The sequence below is a fragment of the Pseudomonas entomophila genome (genome assembly GCF_018417595.1).
Lineage (GTDB): Bacteria > Pseudomonadota > Gammaproteobacteria > Pseudomonadales > Pseudomonadaceae > Aquipseudomonas > Aquipseudomonas entomophila_C.
In genome coordinates, this window is sequence record NZ_CP070982.1 from 16,355 (window position 1) to 39,275 (window position 22,921).

The window sequence follows — 22,921 nt, forward strand, 5'->3', positions numbered from 1 at the left end:
CGTTGCGGGGCGTGCCCGCCTAATGAAAAGTGCGCCGTTCCTGGCGCACTCATTTAAATAAGTTCTCTGGCGATGGCTGCCAGATCGTCGAAAATCAGTGTAGTTTCCGGGACACCTTTTTCCAGGGTCCTTTCGCCCTTGCCGGTTTTTACCAGCACGGGTTGTGCATCGACGGCCAGGGCCGCCTCCAGGTCACCTTTGCTGTCACCGACGAACCATACGCCGGGCAAAGGCACCTGGTAGTGCTCGGCGATCGCCCGCAGCATGCCGGGCTTGGGTTTGCGGCAATCGCAGCCTTCGTCCGGGCCGTGCGGGCAATGCACGATCAAGCCGACCTCGCCACCCTGCTCGGCCACCAGCGCGCGCAGGCGCGCATGCATGGCCTCCAGCGTGGCCAGCGGGTAGTAGCCGCGGGCAATGCCGGACTGGTTGGTGGCAACAGTCACCGTCCAGCCCGCCTTGCTCAACTGCGCGATGGCCTCGATCGAGCCGGGAATGGGGACCCACTCCTCCAGCGACTTGATGTAGGCGTCGGAGTCGTGGTTGATCACTCCGTCTCGATCAAGAATCAGCAGTTTCAACGACTTACCCCAGCAGCGAGATATCGGCCACGCCCAGGAACAGGCCGCGCAGGCGGCTGAGCAGGGCATAACGGTTGGCGCGCACCTTGGCGTCCTCGGCGTTGACCAGTACCGCTTCGAAGAAGGCGTCTACCGGGTCGCGCAGGGCAGCCAGGCGGGCCAAGGCTTCGTTGTACTGACGCGCGGAGGCCATCGGTTGCACGGCCTGGTCGGCCTGCTGGATGGCCGAGTACAGCGAGAACTCGTTGGCGTTGTCGAAGTACTTGGGCTCGACCTGGTCGGCGATGGCGCCTTCGGCCTTGCCCAGCAGGTTCGACACGCGCTTGTTCGCCGCCGCCAGGGCGTTGGCTTCCGGCAGCTTGCGGAAGGCCTGCACGGCCTGTACGCGCTGGTCGAAGTCCAGGGCCGAGCCTGGTTTCAGGGCACGCACCGACAGGTAGGTGGCGACGTCGATGCCCTCGTCTTCATAACGCGCGCGCAGGCGGTCGAAGATGAACTCCAGCACTTGTTCGGACAGGCCGGCGGCCTTGACCTTGGTGCCGAACTGCTTGACCGCGAAGTCGACTGCGGTGGTCAGGTCGAGGTCCAGCTGTTTCTCGATCAGGATACGCAGCACACCCAGGGCGGCGCGACGCAGGGCGTACGGGTCCTTGCTGCCGGTGGGCAGCATGCCGATACCGAAGATGCCGACCAGGGTGTCGAGCTTGTCGGCGATGGCCACGGCGGCACCGGTGAGGGTCTGCGGCAGCTCGGCGCCAGCACCGCGCGGCATGTACTGCTCGTTCAGCGCCAGGGCGACGTCTTGCGGCTCGCCGTCGTTGAGGGCGTAGTAGTAGCCGGCGATACCCTGCATTTCAGGGAATTCACCGACCATCTCCGAGGCCAGGTCGCATTTGGACAGCAGGCCGGCACGGCCAGCGTTATTTGCGCTGCCGCCGATGTACGGGGCAATGAAGGCGGCCAGTTTCGACACGCGCTCGGCCTTGTCGAACACGGTGCCCAACTGAGCCTGGAACACCACGTTCTTCAGGCGCTCGTTGAAGCTTTCCAGCGGCTGCTTCTTGTCTTGCTTGAAGAAGAACTCGGCGTCGGTCAGGCGTGGGCGCACGACTTTCTCGTTGCCCTGCACGATCTGCTTCGGATCGCGGCTCTCGACGTTGGCCACGGTGATGAAGCGCGGCAGCAGCTTGCCTTCGCTGTCCAGCAGGCAGAAGTACTTCTGGTTGTCCTGCATGGTGGTGATCAGGGCTTCCTGCGGCACCTCGAGGAAACGCTCCTCGAACGAGCACACCAGCGGCACCGGCCACTCGACCAGGGCGGTCACTTCGTCCAGCAGCGCCGGCGGCACGATGGCCGAGCCTTCTTGCTGCATGGCCAGTTCCGCGGTGCGCTTGCTGATCAGCTCGCGACGCTCGGCGAAGTCGGCCAGCACGTAGGCTTTGCGCAGGTCTTCGACGTAGTTGGCCGGGGTGGTGATGACCACGTTTTCCGGGTGGTGGAAGCGGTGGCCACGGGATTCACGGCCAGCTTTTTGCGCGAGGATGGTGCAGTCGACCACCTGGTCGCCGAGCAGCATCACCAGCCATTGCGTCGGGCGCACGAACTCTTCACGGCTGGCGCCCCAGTGCATGCGCTTGGGGATCGGCAGGTCGTTGAGCGAGTCTTCGACGATGGTGGGCAGCAGGCTGGCGGTAGCTTTACCCGGGATGTGCTGCGAGAAACGCAGTTTCGCGCCGCTCTGGTCGATGTCCGACAGCTCCACGCCGCACTTCTTGGCGAAGCCCAGGGCAGCTTGAGTCGGGTTGCCTTCGGCGTCGAAGGCGGCCTGGCGGGGCGGGCCGTCGATGTTGATGCTGCGGTCAGGCTGTTGCACATCCAGCTGGCGAAGCAGCACGGCCAGGCGGCGCGGCGCGGCGTACACCTGCTTGCCGGTGTAGTTCAGGCCGGCGGCCTGCAGGCCTTTCTCGATGCCGGCGAGGAACGCGTCGCCCAGCGAGGCCAGGGCCTTCGGTGGCAGCTCTTCGGTGCCCAGTTCAACCAGGAAATCTTGAGCACTCATTGTGCAGCCTCCAGCTTAGCCAACACTTCGTCACGCAGTTCAGGAGAAGCCATCGGGAAGCCCAGGCGTGCGCGGGCTTGCAGGTAGCTTTGCGCCACGTCACGGGCGAGCGTGCGTACGCGCAGGATGTAGCGCTGGCGCTCGGTCACCGAGATGGCGCGGCGGGCGTCCAGCAGGTTGAAGGTGTGCGAGGCCTTCAGGACCATTTCGTAGGTGGGCAGCGGCAGGTCCAGCTTGATCAGGCGGTTCGCTTCGCTTTCGTAGAAGTCGAACAGCTCGAACAGTTTCTCGACGTTGGCGTGCTCGAAGTTGTAGGTCGACTGTTCCACTTCGTTCTGGTGGAACACGTCGCCGTAGGTGACCTTGCCGAACGGGCCGTCGGCCCACACCAGGTCGTAGACCGAGTCGACGCCCTGCAGGTACATGGCCAGGCGCTCCAGGCCGTAGGTGATCTCACCGGTGACCGGGTAGCACTCGATGCCGCCGACCTGCTGGAAGTAGGTGAACTGGGTCACCTCCATGCCGTTCAGCCAGATTTCCCAGCCCAGGCCCCAGGCGCCCAGGGTTGGCGATTCCCAGTTGTCTTCGACGAAACGGATGTCGTGAACCAGCGGGTCCAGGCCGATGGCTTTCAGCGAGCCGAGGTACAGCTCCTGGAAGTTGGCCGGGTTCGGCTTGAGCACCACCTGGAACTGGTAGTAGTGCTGCAGGCGGTTGGGGTTTTCACCATACCGTCCGTCGGCGGGGCGACGGCTTGGCTGCACATAGGCGGCGTTCCACGTCTCCGGGCCCACGGCGCGCAGGAAGGTGGCAGTGTGGAAAGTGCCGGCGCCTACTTCCATATCGTAGGGCTGAAGCACCACACAACCTTGCTCGGCCCAGTAGTTCTGCAGGGCGAGGATCAGGTCTTGGAAGGTACGCACGGCTGGCGTAGGCTGGCTCACGAAATTCACCTGTATCTGGGGATGCGGATGTAAAGAGCGGGAGTATAACCCGATTCGCCTCGCCCTCTACGTAATTGGAGCCTTATGCCACGCTGCTTTTGGTGTTCCGACGATCCGTTGTACGCGGCCTATCACGACCACGAATGGGGAACGCCGCAGCGCGACCCGGCGTTGCTCTTCGAGATGCTTTTGCTCGAAGGGTTCCAGGCGGGGCTGTCGTGGATCACCGTATTGAAGAAACGTGAGCGCTATCGTGAGGTGCTGCACGGGTTCGACCCGGTGAAACTGGCGCGCTTGAGCGACGAACGCATCGAGGAGTTGATGCTCGACGCTGGCATCATCCGCAACCGCCTGAAGCTCAAGGCCGTGCGCCGCAATGCAGAAGCCTGGCTGGCTGTGGATAACCCCGCCGAGTGGCTGTGGTCGTTCGTCGGCGGGCAACCGAAGATCAACCACTTCGCTTCCCGCGCCGATGTGCCGGCGGTGACCGACGAAGCCAAGGCCATGAGCAAGGCCCTGCAGAAGGCCGGCTTCACGTTCGTCGGCCCGACCATCTGCTACGCCTTCATGCAGGCTACCGGCATGGTCATGGACCACACCACCGACTGCGATCGCTACGCCGCGCTGGCGCGTTGACGGGGTACAATGCGCGCCTTGCTGAAATAAGGAATTCGCCTGTGGAAAAGTTCAAGGGCGCCCTGATGGTCGGGGTGCTGCGCCTGTTTGCCAAGCTGCCCTGGGGCGCTGTGCAGCGTGTCGGCGCCGGTATCGGCTGGTTGATGTGGAAAATCCCCAATGGCTCGCGCAATGTCGTGCGCATCAACCTGGCCAAGTGTTTCCCGGAAATGGACCCGGTCGAGCGCGAGCAACTGGTGGGCCGTGCGTTGAAGGATATCGGCAAGTCGTTCGTCGAGAGCGCCTGCGCCTGGATCTGGCCGCCGCAGCGCTCGCTGGAGCTGGTCAAGGAAGTGCACGGCCTGGAAGTGCTGGAGCAGGCCCTGGCCTCGGGCAAGGGCGTGGTGGGCATCACCAGCCATCTGGGTAACTGGGAGGTGCTCAACCACTTTTATTGCAACCAGTGCAAACCGATCATCTTCTACCGCCCGCCCAAGCTGAAGGCCGTGGATGACTTGCTGCGTGAACAGCGCGTGCAGATGGGCAACCGCGTAGCGCCTTCGACCAAGGAAGGCATTCTCAGCGTGATCAAGGAAGTGCGCCGGGGTGGCCAGGTGGGCATTCCCGCCGACCCGGAGCCGGCCGAGTCGGCTGGGGTGTTCGTGCCGTTCCTGGGTACCCAGGCGCTGACCAGCAAGTTCGTGCCGAACATGCTGGCCGGTGGCAAGGCGGTGGGTGTTTTCCTGCATGCCCTGCGGCTGCCGGACGGTTCGGGCTTCAAGGTGTTCCTGGAGGCGGCGCCGGAAGAAATGTACAGCGAGGATGTGACGGTGTCGGCGGCGGCCATGAGCAAGGTGGTCGAGCGTTATGTGCGCGAGTACCCGAGCCAGTACATGTGGAGCATGAAGCGTTTCAAGAAGCGCCCGGCGGGCGAAGCGCGCTGGTATTGAGGTTTCCACCATCTTCTGTGGGAGCGGGTTTACCCGCGAATGCGTCAGCAAATCCACCATCGCATTCGCGGGTAAACCCGCTCCCACAGGGACTGCATCAGCCTGACGTTTTATTGAGCTTCTTCAGGAACACGGTCATCTCTTTCTCGGCCTGCTTGTCGCCATGGGCCTGCGCCGCGACGATCCCCTCTTCCCAGGCCTTGTGTGCGCCAGCCAGATCGCCGCTGAGCTGATACGCCTTCCCCAGCAGCTTCCACGCCGCCGAGTACTTCGGATCCTGGAGCACACAAGCCGCCAGGTGCACCGCCGCTTCAGCCCCATTGCCCTCGTCCAGCCAGGCCTTGCCCAGCCCGAACCGCAGCAGCGGGTTATCCACACCCTTGGCCAGCATCTTTTCCAGCGATTCACGCATCTCGTCTCTCCCTAGAAGAAACTCAGGCCCACATGGAACAGCTTCTCCACGTCCCGAATCTGCTTTTTATCCACAACGAACAGGATCACATGGTCGCCCGATGCGATCACCGTGTCGTCGTGGGCGATCAGCACTTCCTCGTCGCGGATGATCGCACCAATGGTGGTGCCTGGCGGCAGCGAGATGTCCTCGATGGCCTTGCCCACCACCTTGCTCGACTTCGAATCGCCATGGGCCACCGCCTCGATTGCCTCGGCCGCGCCGCGGCGCAGCGAGTGCACGCTGACGATATCGCCGCGGCGTACGTGGGCCAGCAGGGTGCCGATGGTGGCCAGCTGCGGGCTGATGGCGATGTCGATCTCGCCGCCCTGCACCAGGTCGACATAGGCCGGGTTGTTGATGATGGTCATCACCTTGCGCGCACCCAGGCGCTTGGCCAGCAGCGACGACATGATGTTGGCCTCGTCGTCGTTGGTCAGGGCCAGGAAGATGTCGGCGTCGGCGATGTTTTCTTCGAGCATCAGGTCTCGATCGGACGCGCTGCCCTGCAGCACCACGGTGCTCTCGAGGTTTTCCGAGAGGTGGCGGCAGCGTGCCGGGTTCATCTCGATGATCTTCACCTGGTAGCGGCTCTCGATGGCCTCGGCCAGGCGCTCGCCGATCTGCCCGCCGCCGGCGATGACCACGCGTTTGTTGGTTTCGTCGATGCGGCGCAACTCGCCCATCACTGCGCGGATGTCCTTCTTCGCGGCGATGAAGAACACTTCGTCGTCGGCCTCGATCACCGTGTCGCCCTGCGGGGTGATCGGCCGGTCGCGACGGAAGATCGCCGCCACGCGGGTGTCGACGTTGGGCATGTGGGCACGGATCTGGCGCAGTTGCTGGCCCACCAGCGGGCCGCCGTAGTAGGCCCGGACCGCCACCAGTTGGGCCTTGCCCTCGGCGAAGTCGATCACCTGCAGCGAACCTGGGTGCTCGATCAGGCGCTTGATGTAGTTGGTCACCACCTGCTCGGGGCTGATCAGCACGTCCACCGGGATGTGGTCGTTGTCGAACAGCTCTTCACGGGTGAGGTAGGCCGACTCGCGCACCCGGGCGATCTTGGTCGGGGTGTGGAACAGCGAGTAGGCGACCTGGCAGGCGACCATGTTGGTCTCGTCACTGTTGGTTACCGCCACCAGCATGTCGGCGTCGTCGGCGCCGGCTTGGCGCAGTACCGTCGGCAGCGAGGCGCGGCCCTGCACGGTGCGGATGTCCAGGCGGTCGCCCAGGTCGCGCAGGCGCTCGCTGTCGGTATCGACCACGGTGATGTCGTTGGCTTCGCTGGCCAGGTGTTCCGCCAGCGTGCCGCCCACCTGCCCTGCGCCGAGGATGATGATCTTCATCCGCTACTCCCTACCCTTTTTGTTCTTACCCGCGCGAAGCGGCGATCTTGATCAGTTTGGCGTAATAGAACCCGTCATGGCCGCCCTCCTGGGCCAGCAGCTGCCGGCCGTGGGGCTGGCGCAGGCCGGCTTCGGTGGCCAGGTCCAGCTCGCGGGCGCCGGGGGTGCGGGCGAGGAAGGCGTCGATCACTTCGGTGTTCTCGGTCGGCAGGCTCGAGCAGGTGGCATAGAGCAGCATGCCGCCCACTTCCAGGGTCGGCCACAGGGCATCGAGCAGCTCGCCTTGCAGCGTGGCCAGGGCCGGAATGTCCTCGGCCTGGCGGGTCAGCTTGATGTCCGGGTGACGACGAATCACGCCGGTGGCCGAGCATGGCGCGTCGAGCAGGATGCGCTGGAACTGTTTGCCATCCCACCAGCTGGCGGTGTCGCGGGCGTCGCAGGCGATAAGCTCGGCGTCGAGCTTGAGGCGGTCAAGGTTTTCGCGCACACGGGCCAGGCGCTTGGCTTCCAGGTCGATGGCGACCATGTGGGCCAGGCCAGGTTCGGCTTCCAGCAGGTGGCAGGTCTTGCCGCCCGGGGCGCAGCAGGCATCGAGCACGCGCTGGCCGGGGGCCAGTTCCAGCAGGTCGGCGGACAACTGCGCGGCTTCGTCCTGCACGCTGACCCAACCGTCGGCGAAGCCCGGCAGGCCGCGCACGTCGCAGGCTTCAGCCAGGACGATACCGTCGCGGCTGAACTGGCAGGCGTTGGCCTGAATGCCGGCCTCAGCCAGCAGAGCCAGGTAGGCGTCGCGGCCGTGATGGCGACGGTTGACCCGCAGGATCATCGGCGGGTGGGCGTTGTTGGCGGCGCAGATGGCTTCCCATTGCTCAGGCCAGAAGGCTTTCAGCGACTTCTGTAGCCAGCGAGGGTGGGCGGTACGCACCACCGGGTCGCGCTCCATGCCGGCAAGAAGCTCCTCGCCTTCACGCTGGGCGCGGCGCAGCACGGCATTGAGCAGGCCCTTGGCCCACGGCTTCTTGAGTTTGTCGGCGCAACCCACGGTCTCGCCGATGGCGGCGTGGGCCGGGATGCGCGTGTAGAACAGTTGGTACAGGCCGACCAGCAGCAGTGCCTGTACATCGGCGTCTGCGGCCTTGAACGGCTTTTGCAGCAGTTGCGCGGCCAGTAGGTCCAGACGCGGCTGCCAGCGGGCGGTGCCAAAGGCCAGGTCTTGAGTGAGGCCACGGTCGCGCTCGTCGACCTTGTCCAATTGCGCCGGCAGCGAGCTGTTCAGCGAAGCCTTGCCGCTGAGCACAGCGGCGAGTGCACGGGCGGCGGCCAGGCGTGGGTTCATTGGCCGAGCACCTTGCCACTGGCGAACTTCTCGCGGCGGCTGTTGAACAGGTCGCTGAAGGCCAGCGCCTTGCCACCGGGCAGTTGCAGGCGGGTCAGGCTCAGGGCGCCATCACCGCAGGCGACGACCAGGCCGTCCTTGCTGGCGGAGAGGATCTCACCAGGGGTGCCCTTGCCTGTGGACAAGTTAGCGGCCAGCACCTTCACGCTTTCGCCGTCGAGGGTGCTGTGGCACACCGGCCACGGGTTGAAGGCACGGATCAGGCGCTCCAGCTCCACGGCTGGGCGGCTCCAGTCGATGCGCGCCTCGTCCTTGTTCAGCTTGTGTGCATAAGTGGCCAGGGCATCGTCCTGCACTTCACCTTGCAGGCTGCCATCGGCCAGGCCGACAATGGCCTGCACCACGGCGCCCGGGCCCATGGCGGCGAGGCGGTCGTGCAGGGTGCCGCCGGTGTCCTCGGCGCTGATCGGGGTGATCACCTTGAGCAGCATCGGGCCGGTATCCAGGCCCGCTTCCATACGCATCACGGTGACGCCGCTCTCGGCGTCACCGGCTTCAACGGCGCGCTGGATCGGCGCCGCACCGCGCCAGCGCGGCAGCAGGGAGGCGTGGCTGTTGATGCAACCCAGACGCGGAATATCCAGCACCACTTGCGGCAGGATCAGGCCGTAGGCGACCACCACCATCAGGTCTGGCTTGAGCGCGGCGAGTTCGGCTTGCGCCTCGGCATTGCGCAACGTCTGCGGCTGGTACACCGGGATGTCATGGGCCACGGCCAGCGCCTTCACTGCGCTCGGCATGAGCTTCTGGCCACGGCCGGCCGGGCGGTCGGGCTGGGTGTAGACGGCCACGATCTCGTACGGGCTGTCGAGCAGAGCCTTGAGGTGTTCGGCGGCAAACTCTGGAGTGCCTGCGAAGACGATGCGCATGGAGTTCTCGCTTCCTTGAAAAAGAAAAAGGCTTGCCGGAGCAAGCCTTCTGGAAGGTGGGGATCAGGCTTGCTGGCGGTGCTGCTTTTCCAGCTTCTTCTTGATCCGGTCGCGTTTGAGCTGGGACAGGTAGTCGACGAACAGCTTGCCGTTGAGGTGGTCGAACTCGTGCTGCACGCACACGGCCAGCAGGCCTTCGGCTTCGAGTTCATAGGGCTTGCCGTCGCGGTCCTGGGCCTTGACCCGCACGCGCAGCGGGCGGTCTACGTTTTCGTAGAAACCGGGCACCGACAGGCAGCCTTCCTGGTACTGGCCCATGTCGTGGGTCAGTTCCTCGACCGTGGGGTTGATGAAGACGCGCGGTTCGCTGCGGTCTTCGCTCAGGTCCATCACCACGACCTGCTTGTGCACGTTCACCTGGGTGGCCGCCAGGCCGATGCCGGGGGCTTCGTACATGGTTTCAAACATGTCGTCGATCAGCTGACGCAGGGCGTCGTCGAACTCCGTCACCGGTTTGGCGATGGTGCGCAGGCGCGGGTCAGGGAATTCGAGAATGTTCAAGATGGCCATAGGGGTCAGGCAGTCACTGTGCGGTCGGTTGAAAACTGAGCACACATAATAAAGGGAAATGGGGCGTTCGGCACCTGTGAAGCTTGGCTAGGGTGTGAATGGGCGCTGGAAAGCCCATTTCATGGACAGCTTGTCAAAGTATTATCAACAAAGTTATCCACAGGTTGTGCCACGCCGTTGGCCCCTGTCGATCAAGGAAGATCCTCTATGACCGAACCCCGTTCGTCGCCTTGTTCGCCTGCCGAACTCGAGGCGCGGTTGCGTCTGCATCGCCTTCCCGATGCCGGGCTGCGTCGTTTTCACACCCTTATCGAAGCCTTCGGCAGCGCCTCGTCGGCGCTCAGTGCGCCAGCCAGTGCCTGGCGTGCGTTGGGGCTGCCGGCAGCCAGCGTCGATGCCCGGCGCAGCCCTGAAGTGCGCGATGGGGCATTGGCCGCAATGGCCTGGCTAGAGCGGCCGGGCCAGTATTTACTGATGTGGGACGGGCCTGGCTATCCGGCATTGTTGGCCGAGATAGACGACCCGCCGCCCTTGCTGTTCGTCGCTGGAAACCCCGCTTTGCTGGAGCGGCCGCAACTTGCGATCGTGGGCAGCAGGCGTGCTTCACCTCCGGCGCTGGATACGGCGGGCGCGTTTTCCCGTTGTCTTTCCCTGGCGGGGTTCACCATCACCAGTGGGCTGGCGCTGGGTGTCGACGGCGCCGCTCATCGGGCCGCGCTGAAGGCCGGTGGGCACACGATCGGGGTGCTGGGCACGGGGTTGCAAAAATGTTATCCACAGCGCCATCGAGACTTGGCCAGGATGATGATCGACAGCGGTAGCGCGCTGGTTTCCGAGTACCCGCTGGACGCCGGGCCGCTGGCGGGCAACTTCCCACGGCGCAATCGGATCATCAGTGGCTTGTCGCTGGGTGTTCTGGTGGTCGAGGCGAGCCTGGCCAGCGGCTCGTTGATCACTGCACGGCTTGCTGCCGAACAGGGGCGGGAGGTGTATGCGATACCCGGCTCCATCCACCACCCCGGCGCCAAGGGTTGTCACCAGTTGATCCGTGATGGCGCCCTGTTGGTGGAAAGCGTGGAGCAGATCCTCGACAGCCTGGGCGGCTGGCAAAACCTGCCACCCGCCGTTGTGGATAAACCTGGGCATCCCCTTCTCGCCCTGCTCCATGCCGCGCCCCAGACCAGCGAGGGCCTGGCCCATAGCAGCGGCCTGCCGTTGGCCCAGGTGCTGGCCAGCCTGACCGAGCTGGAGCTCGAAGGCCGGGTCAGCAATGAAGCCGGGCGTTGGTTTGCCCGTGCCGGCTAAGTACACTGCGCGCACGGCGTTTATGCGGAGAGACGGAAAATGGTGAGCAGTTGGCGTGTGCAACAAGCCGCGCGCGAGGTGAAGGCGGGTGCGGTGATCGCCTATCCGACGGAAGCGGTCTGGGGCCTGGGCTGCGACCCGTGGAACGAGGACGCGGTGTATCGCCTGCTGGCGCTCAAGTCGCGGCCTGTGGATAAAGGGCTGATCCTGATCGCCGACAACATTCGCCAGTTCGACTTTCTGTTCGAGGATTTCCCGCAGGACTGGATCGACCGCATGAGCGCTACTTGGCCGGGGCCGAACACCTGGCTGGTGCCGCACCAGGACCTGCTGCCCGAATGGGTGACCGGGCAGCACGACACCGTGGCGCTGCGGGTCAGCGATCATCCACAGGTGCGGGAGTTGTGCGCGCTGGTGGGGCCGTTGATCTCCACCTCCTGCAACCCGGCCGGGCGGCCGGCGGCCAAGAGCCGGTTGCGGGTGGAGCAGTATTTCCACAATGAGTTGGACATGGTGCTGGGTGGGGCGCTGGGTGGGCGGAAGAACCCGAGCCTGATTCGCGACCTGGTGACCGGTGAGGTTGTGCGCCCGGGCTGATACCGCTGGCGAGGGCTTCGCCCTCGTTTCGCGACACAAGGCCGCTCCCACAGGTACAGCGCAGCTCTCAGGCTTGGCGCTGTAACCTGTGGGAGCGGCCTTGTGTCGCGAAAGGGCCGCAAAGCGGCCCCAGAATTCCGCGCCGATTTTTCTGATTTTCACCCAGATGGCTGCCCATTCTGAATTCAGAGAAATATCCTACGCAGTCTGTCGACTGCCATTACCTTCTCAGTGGGAACGCCTGCCTCTAGGCTCCAGACCGTCGCCGAATAACTTGGTGACCGGGTGTGGTAGCCCGGATGCATTCTTTCCATGACAGCCTATGGCGGCTGTGCGCGGGAGGCTTTCGAGCCTGCCTGGATTGGAAAATGCCCGGGTCTACCACCTCGCGTACAGCCGCCACCCATTCACGTGGTAGTGATTGGCAGTGGCTTAGAGGAGCATTTTCCAATGACTAGAAAAATTGTCCCCGATCCACCACTCCCCAATACCACCACCCACCCCTTCGGCCGCTGCGACGCCGGCCACCCTCCACTCTTCACCGTAAACCCCAACATCGAAGCCCACGACGCCCTGGTACACGTAGCGCTCTACCTGCGCTGTGCCTATGACACCGGCATCAAGGCCCTCGACCACCTGCGCGACGAGGGGCGTGTCATGTACTGGTCGAGTCTGCATTCGCTGGAAATGGCGGAGGGGTTGGTGGAGGCGATGCTCGATGGCATCGAGTCAGCGCCAGCACCTGGGAATTCACGGCAGGGCGGTTGATCACGTGTTGGCGGGCAAGTGCAGGGCGATAGTTTTGCAGGGCTCTTGAGATCGAGCGCCGCCCGCGCGGCGCTCGATCTCATAGGCGCCGCAACGCTCACGGCGAACACCCCGCAGGGCTGACCGTCAAGGCAGCAATACCGTCGAGCCAACGGTCCGCCGCGCCGACAACTCCGCCTGCGCCTTGGCCGCCTCGCTCAACGGATACCGCTGCTGGATATCCACAACCAGCTTGCCGCTGGCGATCATCGCGAACAGGTCGTCAGCCATGGCCTGGGTGTTCTCGGCGTTGTTGGCGTAGCTCCCCAGCGTCGGCCGGGTGACATACAACGACCCCTTCTGCGACAAAATCCCCAAGTTGACCCCGCTCACCGCCCCGGACGCATTGCCAAAGCTCACCATCAAACCGCGCGGCCTCAGGCAATCCAGCGAAGTCAGCCAGGTATCCGCCCCCACGCCGTCATACACCACTGCGCACTTTTGACCGTCGGTCAGCTCCAGCACACGCTTGGCCACGTCTTCATGGCTGTAGTCGATGGTCGCCCAGGCGCCGAGGGCCTTGGCCCGTTCGGCTTTCTCAGCAGAGCTGACGGTGCCGATCAGCTTCGCCCCCAGTGCCTTGGCCCACTGGCACGCCAGCGACCCCACACCGCCGGCGGCGGCATGGAACAGCACGAAGTCCCCCGGCTGCACAGCATAGGTCTGCTTGAGCAAGTACTGCGTGGTCAGCCCCTTGAGCATCACCGCTGCCGCCTGTTCGAAGCTGATCGCCTCCGGCAGCTTCACCAGGTTGGCCTCCGGCAGTGTATGCACCTCGCTGTAGGCCCCCAGCGGCCCACCGGCATAGGCCACGCGGTCGCCGACCTTGATCCGGCTGACACCCTCGCCCACCGCCTCGACCACGCCGGCCGCTTCGGTGCCCAGCCCGGAAGGGAGCGCAGGCGGCGCATACAGCCCACTGCGGAAATAGGTGTCGATGAAATTCAAGCCAATCGCATGGTTACGCACCCGCACCTGCTGCGGGCCGGGCGGTGCCGGGTCGAACTCCACCAGTTGCAGGACTTCCGGGCCGCCATGCTGGCTGAACTGAATACGCTTGGCCATCACACACTCCTGTCGTCGAGGGTCGCAAAGGCCTTCTATCGGACGCCTTTGCTTGACCGCCGTCAACTGCGACGCGGCGTCGGCCGGTGGTATGCTACGCGGCGAATTTTCCCGCTCCTTCCAGGTGACCCGATGACCAGCCGCACCGAGGCCGTAAAAGCCTACCTGCTCGACCTGCAAGACCGCATCTGCTCTGCCCTCGAAACCGAAGACGGCGGCGCCCGCTTCGTCGAGGATGCCTGGGTGCGCGATGCCGGTGGCGGCGGGCGCACGCGGGTGATCGGCGACGGCAAGGTGATCGAGAAAGGCGGGGTGAACTTCTCCCATGTGTTCGGCGCAGGCCTGCCGCCATCGGCCAGTGCCCACCGCCCGGAGCTGGCGGGCCGTGGCTTCGAGGCCCTGGGCGTGTCGCTGGTGATCCACCCGCACAACCCGCACGTACCGACTTCCCACGCCAACGTGCGCTTCTTCATCGCCGAGAAAGAGGGTGAAGAGGCGGTGTGGTGGTTCGGCGGCGGCTTCGACCTGACCCCGTACTACGGCAACGAGGAAGATTGCGTGCACTGGCACCGCGTCGCCGAGCAGGCCTGCGCGCCATTCGGCGCCGACGTCTACCCGCGCTACAAGGCCTGGTGCGACCGCTACTTCCACCTCAAGCACCGTGGCGAGCCACGCGGCATCGGCGGCCTGTTCTTCGACGACCTGAACGAGTGGGACTTCGACACCTGCTTCGCCTTCATGCGCGCCATCGGCGACGCCTACGTCGACGCCTATCTGCCGATCATCCAGCGCCGCAAGGGCACGCCGTACACCGCCAAGCAGCGTGAATTCCAGGAATACCGCCGCGGCCGCTATGTCGAGTTCAACCTGGTCTACGACCGTGGCACGTTGTTCGGTTTGCAGTCGGGCGGTCGCACCGAGTCGATCCTGATGTCGCTGCCGCCGCAGGTACGCTGGGGTTACGATTGGAAGGCGGAGCCTGGCAGCGAGGAAGCGCGCCTGACCGACTACTTCCTGCAGGACCGCGACTGGCTCGCCCAGTAAGCCTGTGGATAACCGAGGAGCCCCCATGGACCAGTACGTCGTATTCGGCAACCCCATCGGCCACAGCAAGTCGCCGCTGATCCACCGCCTGTTCGCCGACCAGACCGGCCAGGACCTGGAGTACGCCACCCTGCTGGCGCCGCTGGACGAATTCAGCGACTGTGCCCGTGGCTTTTTCAAGCAAGGCAGCGGCGCCAACGTCACCGTGCCGTTCAAGGAAGAGGCCTATCGCTTGTGCGACAGCCTTACCCCGCGTGCACAACGTGCTGGCGCGGTGAACACCCTGACCAAGCTGGCCGACGGCACCCTGCAGGGTGACAACACCGACGGTGCCGGGCTGGTGCGTGACCTGACGGTGAATGCCGGGGTCACGCTGGCTGGCAAGCGCATCCTCATCCTCGGTGCCGGTGGCGCGGTACGCGGTGTGCTCGAGCCGATCCTGGCGCACAAGCCGCAATCGCTGGTGATCGCCAACCGTACCGTTGAGAAAGCCGAGCAACTGGCGCGGGAGTTCGATGAGCTGGGACCGGTGGTGGCCAGTGGTTTCAGCTGGTTGCAGGAGCCGGTGGACGTGATTATCAACGCCACGTCGGCGAGCCTGTCGGGCGAGCTGCCGCCGATTGCCGATAGCCTGGTCGAGGCAGGGCGTACCGTTTGCTACGACATGATGTATGGCAAGGCGCCGACGCCGTTCTGCCAATGGGCCAGCAAGCTGGGCGCGGCCAAGGTGCTGGATGGGCTGGGCATGCTGGCCGAACAGGCGGCCGAGGCGTTCTTCATCTGGCGTGGGGTACGGCCGCAAACCGGGCCGGTGCTGGATGAGCTGCGTCGACAACTCGCTCGTAGCTGAGAATGTCGGGGCTGCAAAGCAGCCCCAGGATCTGGAAGGTCAATCATCGAACCGGATCGGACACAGCTCCACTCCTTCAAGCTTCTGTAATTCCTCGATCACCTGCGGCCGTGCCCGGTGCAGCGTCAGGCTGCCGCCAAGGCGCATCAGTCGTCGCGCCTCGCGGTGCAACATATCCACACCCGAGTAATCGATGAAGTTCACCTGTCGCGCATCGATCACCACATGCGGCCCCTGGCAGCGCTGTAAACGCACCTGCAGGTAATGCGCCGCGCCGAAAAAGATCGACCCGCCCACCCGCAACACGTCCGCCTCCCCTTCCCGGCTCTGCTGCACCCGCGGCCGCGAAGTGCGCTTGAGGTAGAAGAACAGCGATGCCAGCACCCCGGCGTAGATCGCCGTCTGCAGTTCCAGCAGCAGCGTCGCGGCGGCGGTCAGCGCCATTACCAGAAACTCCGGGCGGCTTACCCGAAACAACGCACGGATGCCGCGATGGTCCACCAGCCCCCAGCAGATCAACAGGATGCTGCCCGCCATCGCCGGGATCGGCAGATGGGCGATCAGCCCGGCACCAGCGACCGCGAACAGCGCCACCCACAGCGCCGAGAACACCCCGGCCAATGGCGAGCGGGCGCCTGCGTCGTAGCTGAGCCCGGAGCGGGTAAAGGAGCCGGAGGACAGGTAGCCGGAGAACAGTGCCCCCACGATGTTCGACAGGCCCTGGGCGCGGATCTCCTGGTTGGCGTCGATCAATTGCTCGGAGCGCGCGGACAGGGAACGGGCGATGGACAGGCTGGTGACCAGGCCGAGCATGCCGACAGCCACGGCACTGGGCAACAGGCGCAGCATCAGTTCCACATCGAGTAACGGCAGTGGGCTGAGCGGTGGCAACTGGCCGATGAAAGCGGGCACGCGTGGTACATGGCCGAACACGCGGGGCAACAGCCAGGCCGCCAGGCTCACCAGCAGCAGACTTATCAACAGCCCCGGCCAGCGTGGGCGCCACAGCTTCAACACCACTCCGATCACCAGGGTGCTCAGCCCCAGAATCAGCGATGGCATGTCCACCTCGCCCACATGGCCGGCCAGTTCCTGCACGGTCTTCAGGGCCGTGGCTTGGCTTGGCAGGCCCAGGCCCAGCAGGTTGGGCAGTTGCCCCAGCGCGATGACGACGGCGGCACCGAGGGTGAAGCCCAGCACTACCGAATGGGAGACGAAGTTGACCAGTGCGCCGAAGCGCAGCAGCCCCAGCAAGAGTTGGAAGATACCGCCGAGAAAGGTCAGCAGCAGCACCAAGGTCACGTAGTCGGCGCTGCCGGCCACGGCCAGTGGGCTGATGCTGGCATAGAGGACGATGGAGATGGCTGCGGTGGGGCCGCAGATCAGGTGCCAGGACGAGCCCCACAGGCAAGCCACCAGCACCGGCGCGATGGCGGCGTACAGGCCGTATTCGGCGGGCAGGCCGGCGATCAGGGCGTAGGCGATCGATTGCGGCAGGGCGAGGATGGCGCCGCTCAGACCCACCAGCAGGTCCTGGCGCAGGCTGCGGCCCGATTGGCGGGGGAGCCAGGTGAGGAAGGGCAGCAGGTGGGTCAGGCGGGGCATGGGGTGTCCTTGATAATGCACGATCTCTGTAGGAGCGGCTTCAGCCGCGATGCAGGCAACGCGGTGTCTGGCACCCACTGCGTGGGTGATCGCGGCTGAAGCTGCTCCTACAGGTGTTGTGGTCGCTTGTTAAGTCATAGTTTGGCCTTTATAGCCTCTTGTGCGTCACGACCGGATTTAGCGGTCACTCCGGCCAGCCATCCTTCCAGTACCTGCGGATGGTCCTTTAGCCAAGCCTTGGCCGCCTCGTCAAAGCTCACTTTCTTATCCACAACCTCGGCCATGATGCTGTTCTCCATACCCAGCGTGAACGTCAGGTTGGCCAGCAGCTTCGCTGCATTCGGGCACGCCTGTGGATATCCCTTGCGGGTCAGCGTGTACACATCGCCTTTGCTCCCAAACCATTTTTCGCCACCCGTGAGGTAGTGCATCTTCAACTTCACGTTCATCGGGTGCGGGGTCCAGCCCAGGAAGGTGATGAACTGCTGCTTCTTCACCGCCCGATCCACCTGGGCCAGCATCGCCTGCTCGCTGGATTCGACCAGTTTCCACTGCCCGAGCTCGAAGTCGTTCTTGTCGATGATCTCCTTCAGCGACAGGTTGGCCGGTGCGCCGGAGCCGATGCCGTAAAGCTTCTTGTCGAACTTGTCGGCGTACTTGTGCAGGTCGGCGAAGTCCTTCACGCCGGTCTCCCACACATAATCGGGCACCGCGAGGGTGAATTCAGTGCCCTCCAGGTTGCGCGCCAGCTGCCGCACGTCGCCATTGGCGATGAACTTGTCATGAAAGCCCTGCTGCGCCGGCATCCAGTTGCCGAGGAAGGCATCCACCCGGCCATCCTTCAAGCCTCCATAGATGATCGGCACGGCCAGGCTGTCGATTTTCACCTGGTAGCCCAGGCTTTCCAGGAGCAGGCGGGCGACGGCATTGGTGCTGGCGATATCGCTCCAGCCGGGGTCGGCCAGTTTCACGGTGCCGCATTGCGCGTCGTTGTCGGTGGCGTGGGCCGTGCCCAGGCTCAGGGCCAGGGCGAGCACGGCGGTGGAGAACTTCTGCATGGCGGCCTCTCTTCTCAATCCAGGGGGGCGGGCTGTGGATAACGTGCCTTGCGCTCGAGGTCGTCGAGATCGATGTGGTTGCGCATGTACTGTTGGCTAGCGTCCACCAGGGGTTGGTGGTCCCAGCTTTTCAGCGTGCCGATGGACAGCGCCTCGGCCACCAGGCGGCGGCGGCGCTGGCTGGCCAGCACTTGCTGGCGCAGGCTGGGGATATCCCAGCGCTGCTTCGCTTCATCGACCCATGCCTGCAGCAGCGCCTGGTGGTCCGGGCTGCCGGTGAGGTTCTCCCGCTCGTACGGGTCGCGGCTCAGATCGTAGAGTAAACAGGGGTCGTCCTCGCTGTACACGAACTTGTAGGCGCCGCGGCGGATCATCATCAGTGGGCCGACCGTGCCTTCGGCCATGTACTCGCCGATCACCTCGTCATGCCCGCCCTGCCCTTGCAGGTGCCCGAGCAGCGAGCGGCCATCCAGGTGCAGGTCTCTATCCACAGTGCCGCCGGCCAGTTCGACCAGGGTTGGCAGCAGGTCGCAGGTGGAAACGCTGGCGTTGATGCGCGCCGGTGCGAAGTGCTTGGGCGCATGGATCAGCAACGGTACCCGGGCCGACATCTCGAACCAGTGCATCTTGTACCAGAGCCCCCGCTCGCCAAGCATGTCGCCGTGGTCGCCGGAGAAGACGATCAGGGTGTCGTCGGTCAGGCCGCAGTCTTCCAGCGTCTGCAGAAGCAGGCCGATATTGTCGTCGATGTAGCTGCAGGCGCCGAAGTAGGCACGACGGGCGTCGCGGATCTTGTTCTCAGGCAGGGGTTTGTCCCACAGGTCGTAGACCTTGAGCAGGCGTTGTGAATGAGGGTCTTGCTGGTCCTGGGCGATCTCGTCGCGGGGCAGCGGGATATCCACAGCCTGGTAGAGATCCCAATAGCGTTTGGGAATGGTGTATGGGTCATGCGGGTGGGTCATCGACACGGTCAGGCAGAAGGGCCGGTCATCGTCTTCGCGGACATGGTCGTAGAGGTACTGGCGTGCCTTGAACACCACCTCCTCGTCGAAATCCAGCTGGTTGGTGCGCACGCACGGCCCGGCCTGCAGCACCGAGGACATGTTGTGGTACCAGCTCGGGCGTTCGTCAGGCGCGTCCCAGTTCACCGCCCAGCCGTAGTCGGCCGGGTAGATGTCGCTGGTCAGGCGCTCCTCGTAGCCGTGCAGCTGGTCCGGGCCGCAGAAGTGCATCTTGCCCGACAGCGCGGTGCGGTAGCCGAGACGACGCAGGTAGTGGGCGTAGGTCGGAATGTCGGCGGGGAATTCAGCGGCGTTGTCGTAGGCGCCGATGCGGCTGGGCAACTGGCCGCTGACCAGGGTGAAGCGCGAGGGCGCGCACAGCGGGCTGTTGCAGTAGGCGGCATCGAACACCACGGCCTGCTCGGCGAGGCGCGCCAGGTTGGGCATCTTGATCGGCGACGGGCTGTAGATCGGCAACAGCGGCGCGGCCATCTGGTCGGCCATGATGAACAGGATGTTGGGTTGCTTCATGGTGCCCTTCCATCGTCGAGGGTTATGGTGAACGCTTGCAATCCAGCATGGTGCTGTGGATAACCTTGGTAAAGCCCACGTCGGGCAATGACTGGGATTAGCCAAGCTTATGTTTGAGCACCTTGCCGACCTGTCCCTCGATGCCTTGCGCGTGTTCGAGGCCGCCGCACGCTTGCGTAGCTTCACGGCTGCGGCCCTTGAGCTGGGCACAACCCAGCCGGCTGTGAGCCAGCAGGTCAAGCGCCTGGAGGCGCAACTGGGGACGCGGTTGTTCGACCGTATCTACCGGGGCATCGAGCTGACCGAAGCGGGCCAGCTGCTGTTCGAGCAGGTACATCAAGGGCTTCAGGCCATGGACGATGGTGTTGCCTTGGCCAGCGGGCGTGGTCAGCGCGAGGTATTGCAGGTGGCCTCTGACTTCGCGTTTGCCGCGTTCTGGTTGATGCCGCGTCTGCAGCGTTTCCATGAGGCTTATCCACAGGTGGATGTAAGCCTGGTGACCGGCGAGCGCAGCCAGGGGATGTTGCGCCCGGACATCGATGTGGCGGTGCTGTTTGGCGATGGGCGCTTCCATCAGGGCGAGAGTCGCTGGTTGTTCGACGAGGAGGTCTTCCCGGTCTGCAGCCCACGGCTGACTCATGGCAAACCCTTGTCAGCCGTGGCTTTGCAACGATTGCCGTTGCTGCATCTGAAGGGTGAGCAGGCTAGTCGCTGGTTCGATTGGGCGGGAGTGTTTCGTGGTCTTGGTGTGGACAGCCCGCCTCCGTCCGGGCAGTTGCGATTCGATAACTACACGCTGCTGATCCAGGCCGCGATTGCCGGGCAAGGAGTGGCGATTGGCTGGGCGCATCTGGTCGATGGGCTGGTCGAGCAAGGATTGTTGTGTCGGCCTATGGAAGGCAGTTTGCGGTCGGCGCGCGGGTATTACGTGGTGCTGCCGCCGCGCAAACGGCGCGGGGCGTTGATCCAGCGGTTCGTAGACTGGCTGGAGCAGGAGCGGTTGTAGGAGCGGCCTTGTGCCGCGAAAGGGCTGCAACGCAGCCCCTACAATGTTTCAGGAATGCTTAAATCTGGGGGCCGCTTCGCGCCCCTTTCGCGGCACAAGGCCGCTCCTGCACGGATGGCGTAGACTTCAAGATGTTCGCATTACCGCAATCAGGAGCTGCCGTGCAAAGGATCAAGGGCTATCACGCCCACGTGTACTACGACGCATCGACCATGGAACAGGCCCGTGAGCTGTGCGAGGAGGCGACGCGCCTGTTCCCCGTGACCATGGGGCGCATGCACCAGAAACCGGTCGGCCCGCACCCGGACTGGAGCTGCCAGCTGGCCTTCGGGCCGGAGGTGGTGGGTGTGGTGCTGCCGTGGCTGGCGCTGTATCGCAAGGGGCTGGTGGTGTTCCTGCATCCTGAGACCGGCGATGAGCTGGCGGATCACCGCGATCATGCGATCTGGATGGGGGCAGTAAGGCCGTTGGATCTGTCGATTTTTCAAGGTTGAACACTGCAAGAGAGTGGTGGCAGGCAGTGCCTGCCACCACTCTTTCGCTATTTTTTATGCACCAAGTTCAAACCGCCAACGACCTCGACATACTGGCAGATGGTGGAACCGTTGACGACTTTCGGGTTTGGGTTTTCGTCGGTTGTCGGTGCCAAGATAAGGTTGGAGACCTTCTGAATGCCTTTGGTACCTTTTTCATCCTCATTAGGTACAAAGCCGTTCCAGCCCGGACCAGCCGTGTATGCATAGCCTGAAAAGTTGTGATCATCAGTGGTAGCCGTGCTGGCCTCAACGATATCCTTCGTAGATGGGCAGTTTGCCGCAACCGCGTTGCCCATCATGAAAAGAGCCAATAGAGTAGTTCCGATCAATCGCATGACTGCTATTCCTTTTGCAGGGTTGGAAGGCTCATCATGCAATGTGAGGGTGTCAGAAATTTTGTGTTCGGGCATAACATGAGTAAGAGGTGCATGTATGCCAACCAAAAAGAAACCCTTGCGTGACCTGCCCAAAATCCCCAAAGAGCTGCTGGAGCAGTTCGGTGAGGGCCTGATGACCGCAGAAGCTATCGAGGATGCCTCTGCGGCGTTCAAGAAGGCCCTGATCGAACGCGCTCTGCATGCCGAGCTTGGCCACCACCTGGGCTATCCGCCGGGCGCGCAGCGCCCAGAGGATGAAACCAACCAGCGTAACGGCAAGAGTGGCAAGACGGTTTTAACGGGGGATGGCCCACTGCGGCTGGAAATTCCTCGCGATCGAGACGGCAGTTTTTCGCCCATTCTGATCCCCAAGCACGAGCGGCGGTACACCGGTTTCGATGACAAGATCATCGCCATGTACGCCCGTGGAATGACGGTCAGAGAGATCCGAGCCTTTTTGTCCGAGCAGTATGGAACAGAGGTCTCACCCGACTTCATCAGCTCTGTGACAGACGAGGTCATGGACGAGATTGGCGCGTGGCAACAGCGGCCACTGGAGCCGATGTACCCGGTCATTTTCTTCGATGCACTGCGGGTGAAGATCCGCGAAGAGGGCCTGGTGCGCAACAAGGCCATTTACCTGGCCCTGGGCGTCCTCCCCGACGGGACGCGGGATATCCTGGGCATCTGGATCGAGAACACCGAGGGCGCGAAGTTTTGGATGAAGGTCTTTAACGATCTCAAGACGCGCGGTGTCGAAGATGTGCTGATTGCCGTGACCGATGGCCTCAAAGGTATGCCAGAGGCTCTCAGTGCCGTGTTTCCAGAGACGACGTTGCAAACGTGCATCGTGCACCTGATCCGCAACAGCCTCGACTTCGCGGCCTGGGACAAGCGGCGGGCTCTGGCCAAGGAGCTGAAGCCGATTTACCAAGCCATTAATGCTGAAGCGGCTGAGCAAGCACTCGATGAGTTTGAGAACGGGCCGTGGGGCGAGAAATATCCAACGGTGGTGGCTGCCTGGAGACGCGCCTGGGATCGAGTGATTCCATTTTTCGTCTTCCCACCGGCCATCAGAAAGGTGATTTACACCACCAACGCCATCGAGAGCATCAACGCCCAGCTACGCAAGGTCATCAAGACTCGCGGGCATTTCCCGAATGATGACGCAGCGACCAAACTGATTTGGCTGGGATTGCGCAACATAACAGCCAATTGGGGAAAACCGGCCCATGATTGGAAAAGCGCGATGAATCAATTTGCGATTCTGTACGGAGATCGGTTCATCAGGCCGACCTGGTGAGAATCAGGGCCTGCCTGACGGCAGGCCGTTACCGGCCCGCACACAAAAAATCTGA

23 protein-coding genes are annotated in these 22,921 nt (G+C 63.7%); 10 read left to right on the plus strand and 13 right to left on the minus strand.

Features of this window, described 5'->3' with window-relative positions:
• Nucleotides 1-53: 53 nt before the first annotated feature.
• Genes gmhB through glyQ form a run of 3 tightly spaced genes read right to left on the minus strand, consistent with a single transcriptional unit; the run spans nt 54 to nt 3,584 of the window.
• Nucleotides 54-581 (minus strand): D-glycero-beta-D-manno-heptose 1,7-bisphosphate 7-phosphatase, encoded by a 528-nt coding sequence (gmhB, locus tag JYG34_RS00065; protein WP_213658986.1) that lies wholly within the window; start codon nt 579-581, stop codon nt 54-56.
• Between the two features lie 4 nt (nt 582-585).
• Nucleotides 586-2,640 carry a glycine--tRNA ligase subunit beta gene (gene glyS / locus JYG34_RS00070; protein WP_213658987.1) on the minus strand — a complete coding sequence of 685 codons (2,055 nt, stop codon included), beginning with the start codon at nt 2,638-2,640 and terminating at the stop codon, nt 586-588.
• Entirely contained in the window at nt 2,637-3,584 is a 948-nt protein-coding gene (gene glyQ / locus JYG34_RS00075) for a glycine--tRNA ligase subunit alpha (RefSeq protein WP_011531473.1), read from the minus strand. The genes glyS and glyQ overlap by 4 nt, the downstream gene beginning before the upstream one ends.
• A gap of 84 nt (nt 3,585-3,668) precedes the next feature.
• Between glyQ and JYG34_RS00080 the strand changes: the two genes are divergently transcribed.
• Nucleotides 3,669-4,220: a DNA-3-methyladenine glycosylase I gene (locus tag JYG34_RS00080; protein WP_213658988.1), complete on the plus strand. Its 552-nt coding sequence runs from the start codon at nt 3,669-3,671 to the stop codon at nt 4,218-4,220.
• A gap of 41 nt (nt 4,221-4,261) precedes the next feature.
• Nucleotides 4,262-5,149, plus strand: a complete 888-nt coding sequence (locus JYG34_RS00085) for a lysophospholipid acyltransferase (RefSeq protein ID WP_213658989.1) — start codon at nt 4,262-4,264, stop codon at nt 5,147-5,149.
• A gap of 97 nt (nt 5,150-5,246) precedes the next feature.
• On the opposite strand, the gene JYG34_RS00090 is transcribed toward JYG34_RS00085, so the two are convergent.
• From JYG34_RS00090 to def, 5 genes are all read right to left on the minus strand, one after another.
• Entirely contained in the window at nt 5,247-5,561 is a 315-nt protein-coding gene (locus tag JYG34_RS00090; protein ID WP_213658990.1) for a tetratricopeptide repeat protein, read from the minus strand.
• Nucleotides 5,562-5,572: 11 nt separating this feature from the next.
• On the minus strand, nt 5,573-6,946 hold the full coding sequence (trkA, locus tag JYG34_RS00095; RefSeq protein ID WP_011531477.1) for a Trk system potassium transporter TrkA: 1,374 nt from the start codon (nt 6,944-6,946) through the stop codon (nt 5,573-5,575).
• A gap of 25 nt (nt 6,947-6,971) precedes the next feature.
• Nucleotides 6,972-8,282: a 16S rRNA (cytosine(967)-C(5))-methyltransferase RsmB gene (gene rsmB / locus JYG34_RS00100; protein WP_213658991.1), complete on the minus strand. Its 1,311-nt coding sequence runs from the start codon at nt 8,280-8,282 to the stop codon at nt 6,972-6,974.
• Nucleotides 8,279-9,211, minus strand: coding sequence for a methionyl-tRNA formyltransferase (gene fmt, locus JYG34_RS00105; protein WP_213658992.1), 933 nt, complete (start codon nt 9,209-9,211; stop codon nt 8,279-8,281). Before fmt ends, rsmB begins: the two co-directional genes overlap by 4 nt.
• Before the next feature lie 63 nt (nt 9,212-9,274).
• Nucleotides 9,275-9,781: a peptide deformylase gene (gene def, locus JYG34_RS00110; RefSeq protein ID WP_011531480.1), complete on the minus strand. Its 507-nt coding sequence runs from the start codon at nt 9,779-9,781 to the stop codon at nt 9,275-9,277.
• A 207-nt stretch (nt 9,782-9,988) separates the two neighbouring features.
• Here def and dprA point away from each other — a divergent pair, with 207 nt between their 5' ends.
• The 3 genes from dprA to JYG34_RS00125 all read left to right on the plus strand — a co-directional run bounded on the left by dprA (nt 9,989) and on the right by JYG34_RS00125 (nt 12,451).
• Entirely contained in the window at nt 9,989-11,086 is a 1,098-nt protein-coding gene (gene dprA / locus JYG34_RS00115) for a DNA-processing protein DprA (RefSeq protein ID WP_213658993.1), read from the plus strand.
• A 39-nt stretch (nt 11,087-11,125) separates the two neighbouring features.
• The gene (locus JYG34_RS00120; RefSeq protein WP_213658994.1) at nt 11,126-11,683 is read left to right on the plus strand and encodes an L-threonylcarbamoyladenylate synthase; all 558 of its coding nucleotides are present in this window, start codon (nt 11,126-11,128) and stop codon (nt 11,681-11,683) included.
• Nucleotides 11,684-12,133: 450 nt separating this feature from the next.
• Nucleotides 12,134-12,451, plus strand: a complete 318-nt coding sequence (locus JYG34_RS00125; RefSeq protein ID WP_213658995.1) for a DUF3077 domain-containing protein — start codon at nt 12,134-12,136, stop codon at nt 12,449-12,451.
• 126 nt (nt 12,452-12,577) lie between these two features.
• Here JYG34_RS00125 and JYG34_RS00130 read toward each other — a convergent pair whose 3' ends face one another.
• Nucleotides 12,578-13,555 carry an NADPH:quinone reductase gene (locus JYG34_RS00130; protein WP_213658996.1) on the minus strand — a complete coding sequence of 326 codons (978 nt, stop codon included), beginning with the start codon at nt 13,553-13,555 and terminating at the stop codon, nt 12,578-12,580.
• 132 nt (nt 13,556-13,687) lie between these two features.
• Between JYG34_RS00130 and hemF the strand changes: the two genes are divergently transcribed.
• Together hemF and aroE are read left to right on the plus strand one after the other, a co-directional pair.
• A complete protein-coding gene (gene hemF, locus JYG34_RS00135; RefSeq protein ID WP_213658997.1) occupies nt 13,688-14,599 on the plus strand; it encodes an oxygen-dependent coproporphyrinogen oxidase in 912 nt (303 codons plus the stop codon).
• A gap of 25 nt (nt 14,600-14,624) precedes the next feature.
• Nucleotides 14,625-15,449: a shikimate dehydrogenase gene (aroE, locus tag JYG34_RS00140; protein WP_213658998.1), complete on the plus strand. Its 825-nt coding sequence runs from the start codon at nt 14,625-14,627 to the stop codon at nt 15,447-15,449.
• A 39-nt stretch (nt 15,450-15,488) separates the two neighbouring features.
• Here the strand turns inward: aroE and JYG34_RS00145 are convergent, their stop codons facing one another.
• The 3 genes from JYG34_RS00145 to betC all read right to left on the minus strand — a co-directional run bounded on the left by JYG34_RS00145 (nt 15,489) and on the right by betC (nt 19,644).
• On the minus strand, nt 15,489-17,054 hold the full coding sequence (locus JYG34_RS00145) for a SulP family inorganic anion transporter (RefSeq protein ID WP_213658999.1): 1,566 nt from the start codon (nt 17,052-17,054) through the stop codon (nt 15,489-15,491).
• A gap of 134 nt (nt 17,055-17,188) precedes the next feature.
• The gene (choX, locus tag JYG34_RS00150) at nt 17,189-18,112 is read right to left on the minus strand and encodes a choline ABC transporter substrate-binding protein (protein ID WP_213659000.1); all 924 of its coding nucleotides are present in this window, start codon (nt 18,110-18,112) and stop codon (nt 17,189-17,191) included.
• 14 nt (nt 18,113-18,126) lie between these two features.
• Entirely contained in the window at nt 18,127-19,644 is a 1,518-nt protein-coding gene (gene betC, locus JYG34_RS00155; protein WP_213659001.1) for a choline-sulfatase, read from the minus strand.
• 109 nt (nt 19,645-19,753) lie between these two features.
• On the opposite strand from betC, the gene JYG34_RS00160 reads away from it, so the two are divergent.
• Complete coding sequence (locus JYG34_RS00160; RefSeq protein WP_213659002.1) at nt 19,754-20,650, plus strand: choline sulfate utilization transcriptional regulator; 897 nt, start codon at nt 19,754-19,756, stop codon at nt 20,648-20,650.
• A gap of 161 nt (nt 20,651-20,811) precedes the next feature.
• Nucleotides 20,812-21,144, plus strand: a complete 333-nt coding sequence (locus JYG34_RS00165; RefSeq protein ID WP_213659003.1) for a DOPA 4,5-dioxygenase family protein — start codon at nt 20,812-20,814, stop codon at nt 21,142-21,144.
• A 47-nt stretch (nt 21,145-21,191) separates the two neighbouring features.
• On the opposite strand, the gene JYG34_RS00170 is transcribed toward JYG34_RS00165, so the two are convergent.
• Complete coding sequence (locus JYG34_RS00170) at nt 21,192-21,596, minus strand: hypothetical protein (protein ID WP_213659004.1); 405 nt, start codon at nt 21,594-21,596, stop codon at nt 21,192-21,194.
• 22 nt (nt 21,597-21,618) lie between these two features.
• Here JYG34_RS00170 and JYG34_RS00175 point away from each other — a divergent pair, with 22 nt between their 5' ends.
• The gene (locus tag JYG34_RS00175; protein WP_213657248.1) at nt 21,619-22,866 is read left to right on the plus strand and encodes an IS256 family transposase; all 1,248 of its coding nucleotides are present in this window, start codon (nt 21,619-21,621) and stop codon (nt 22,864-22,866) included.
• Nucleotides 22,867-22,921: the final 55 nt, after the last annotated feature.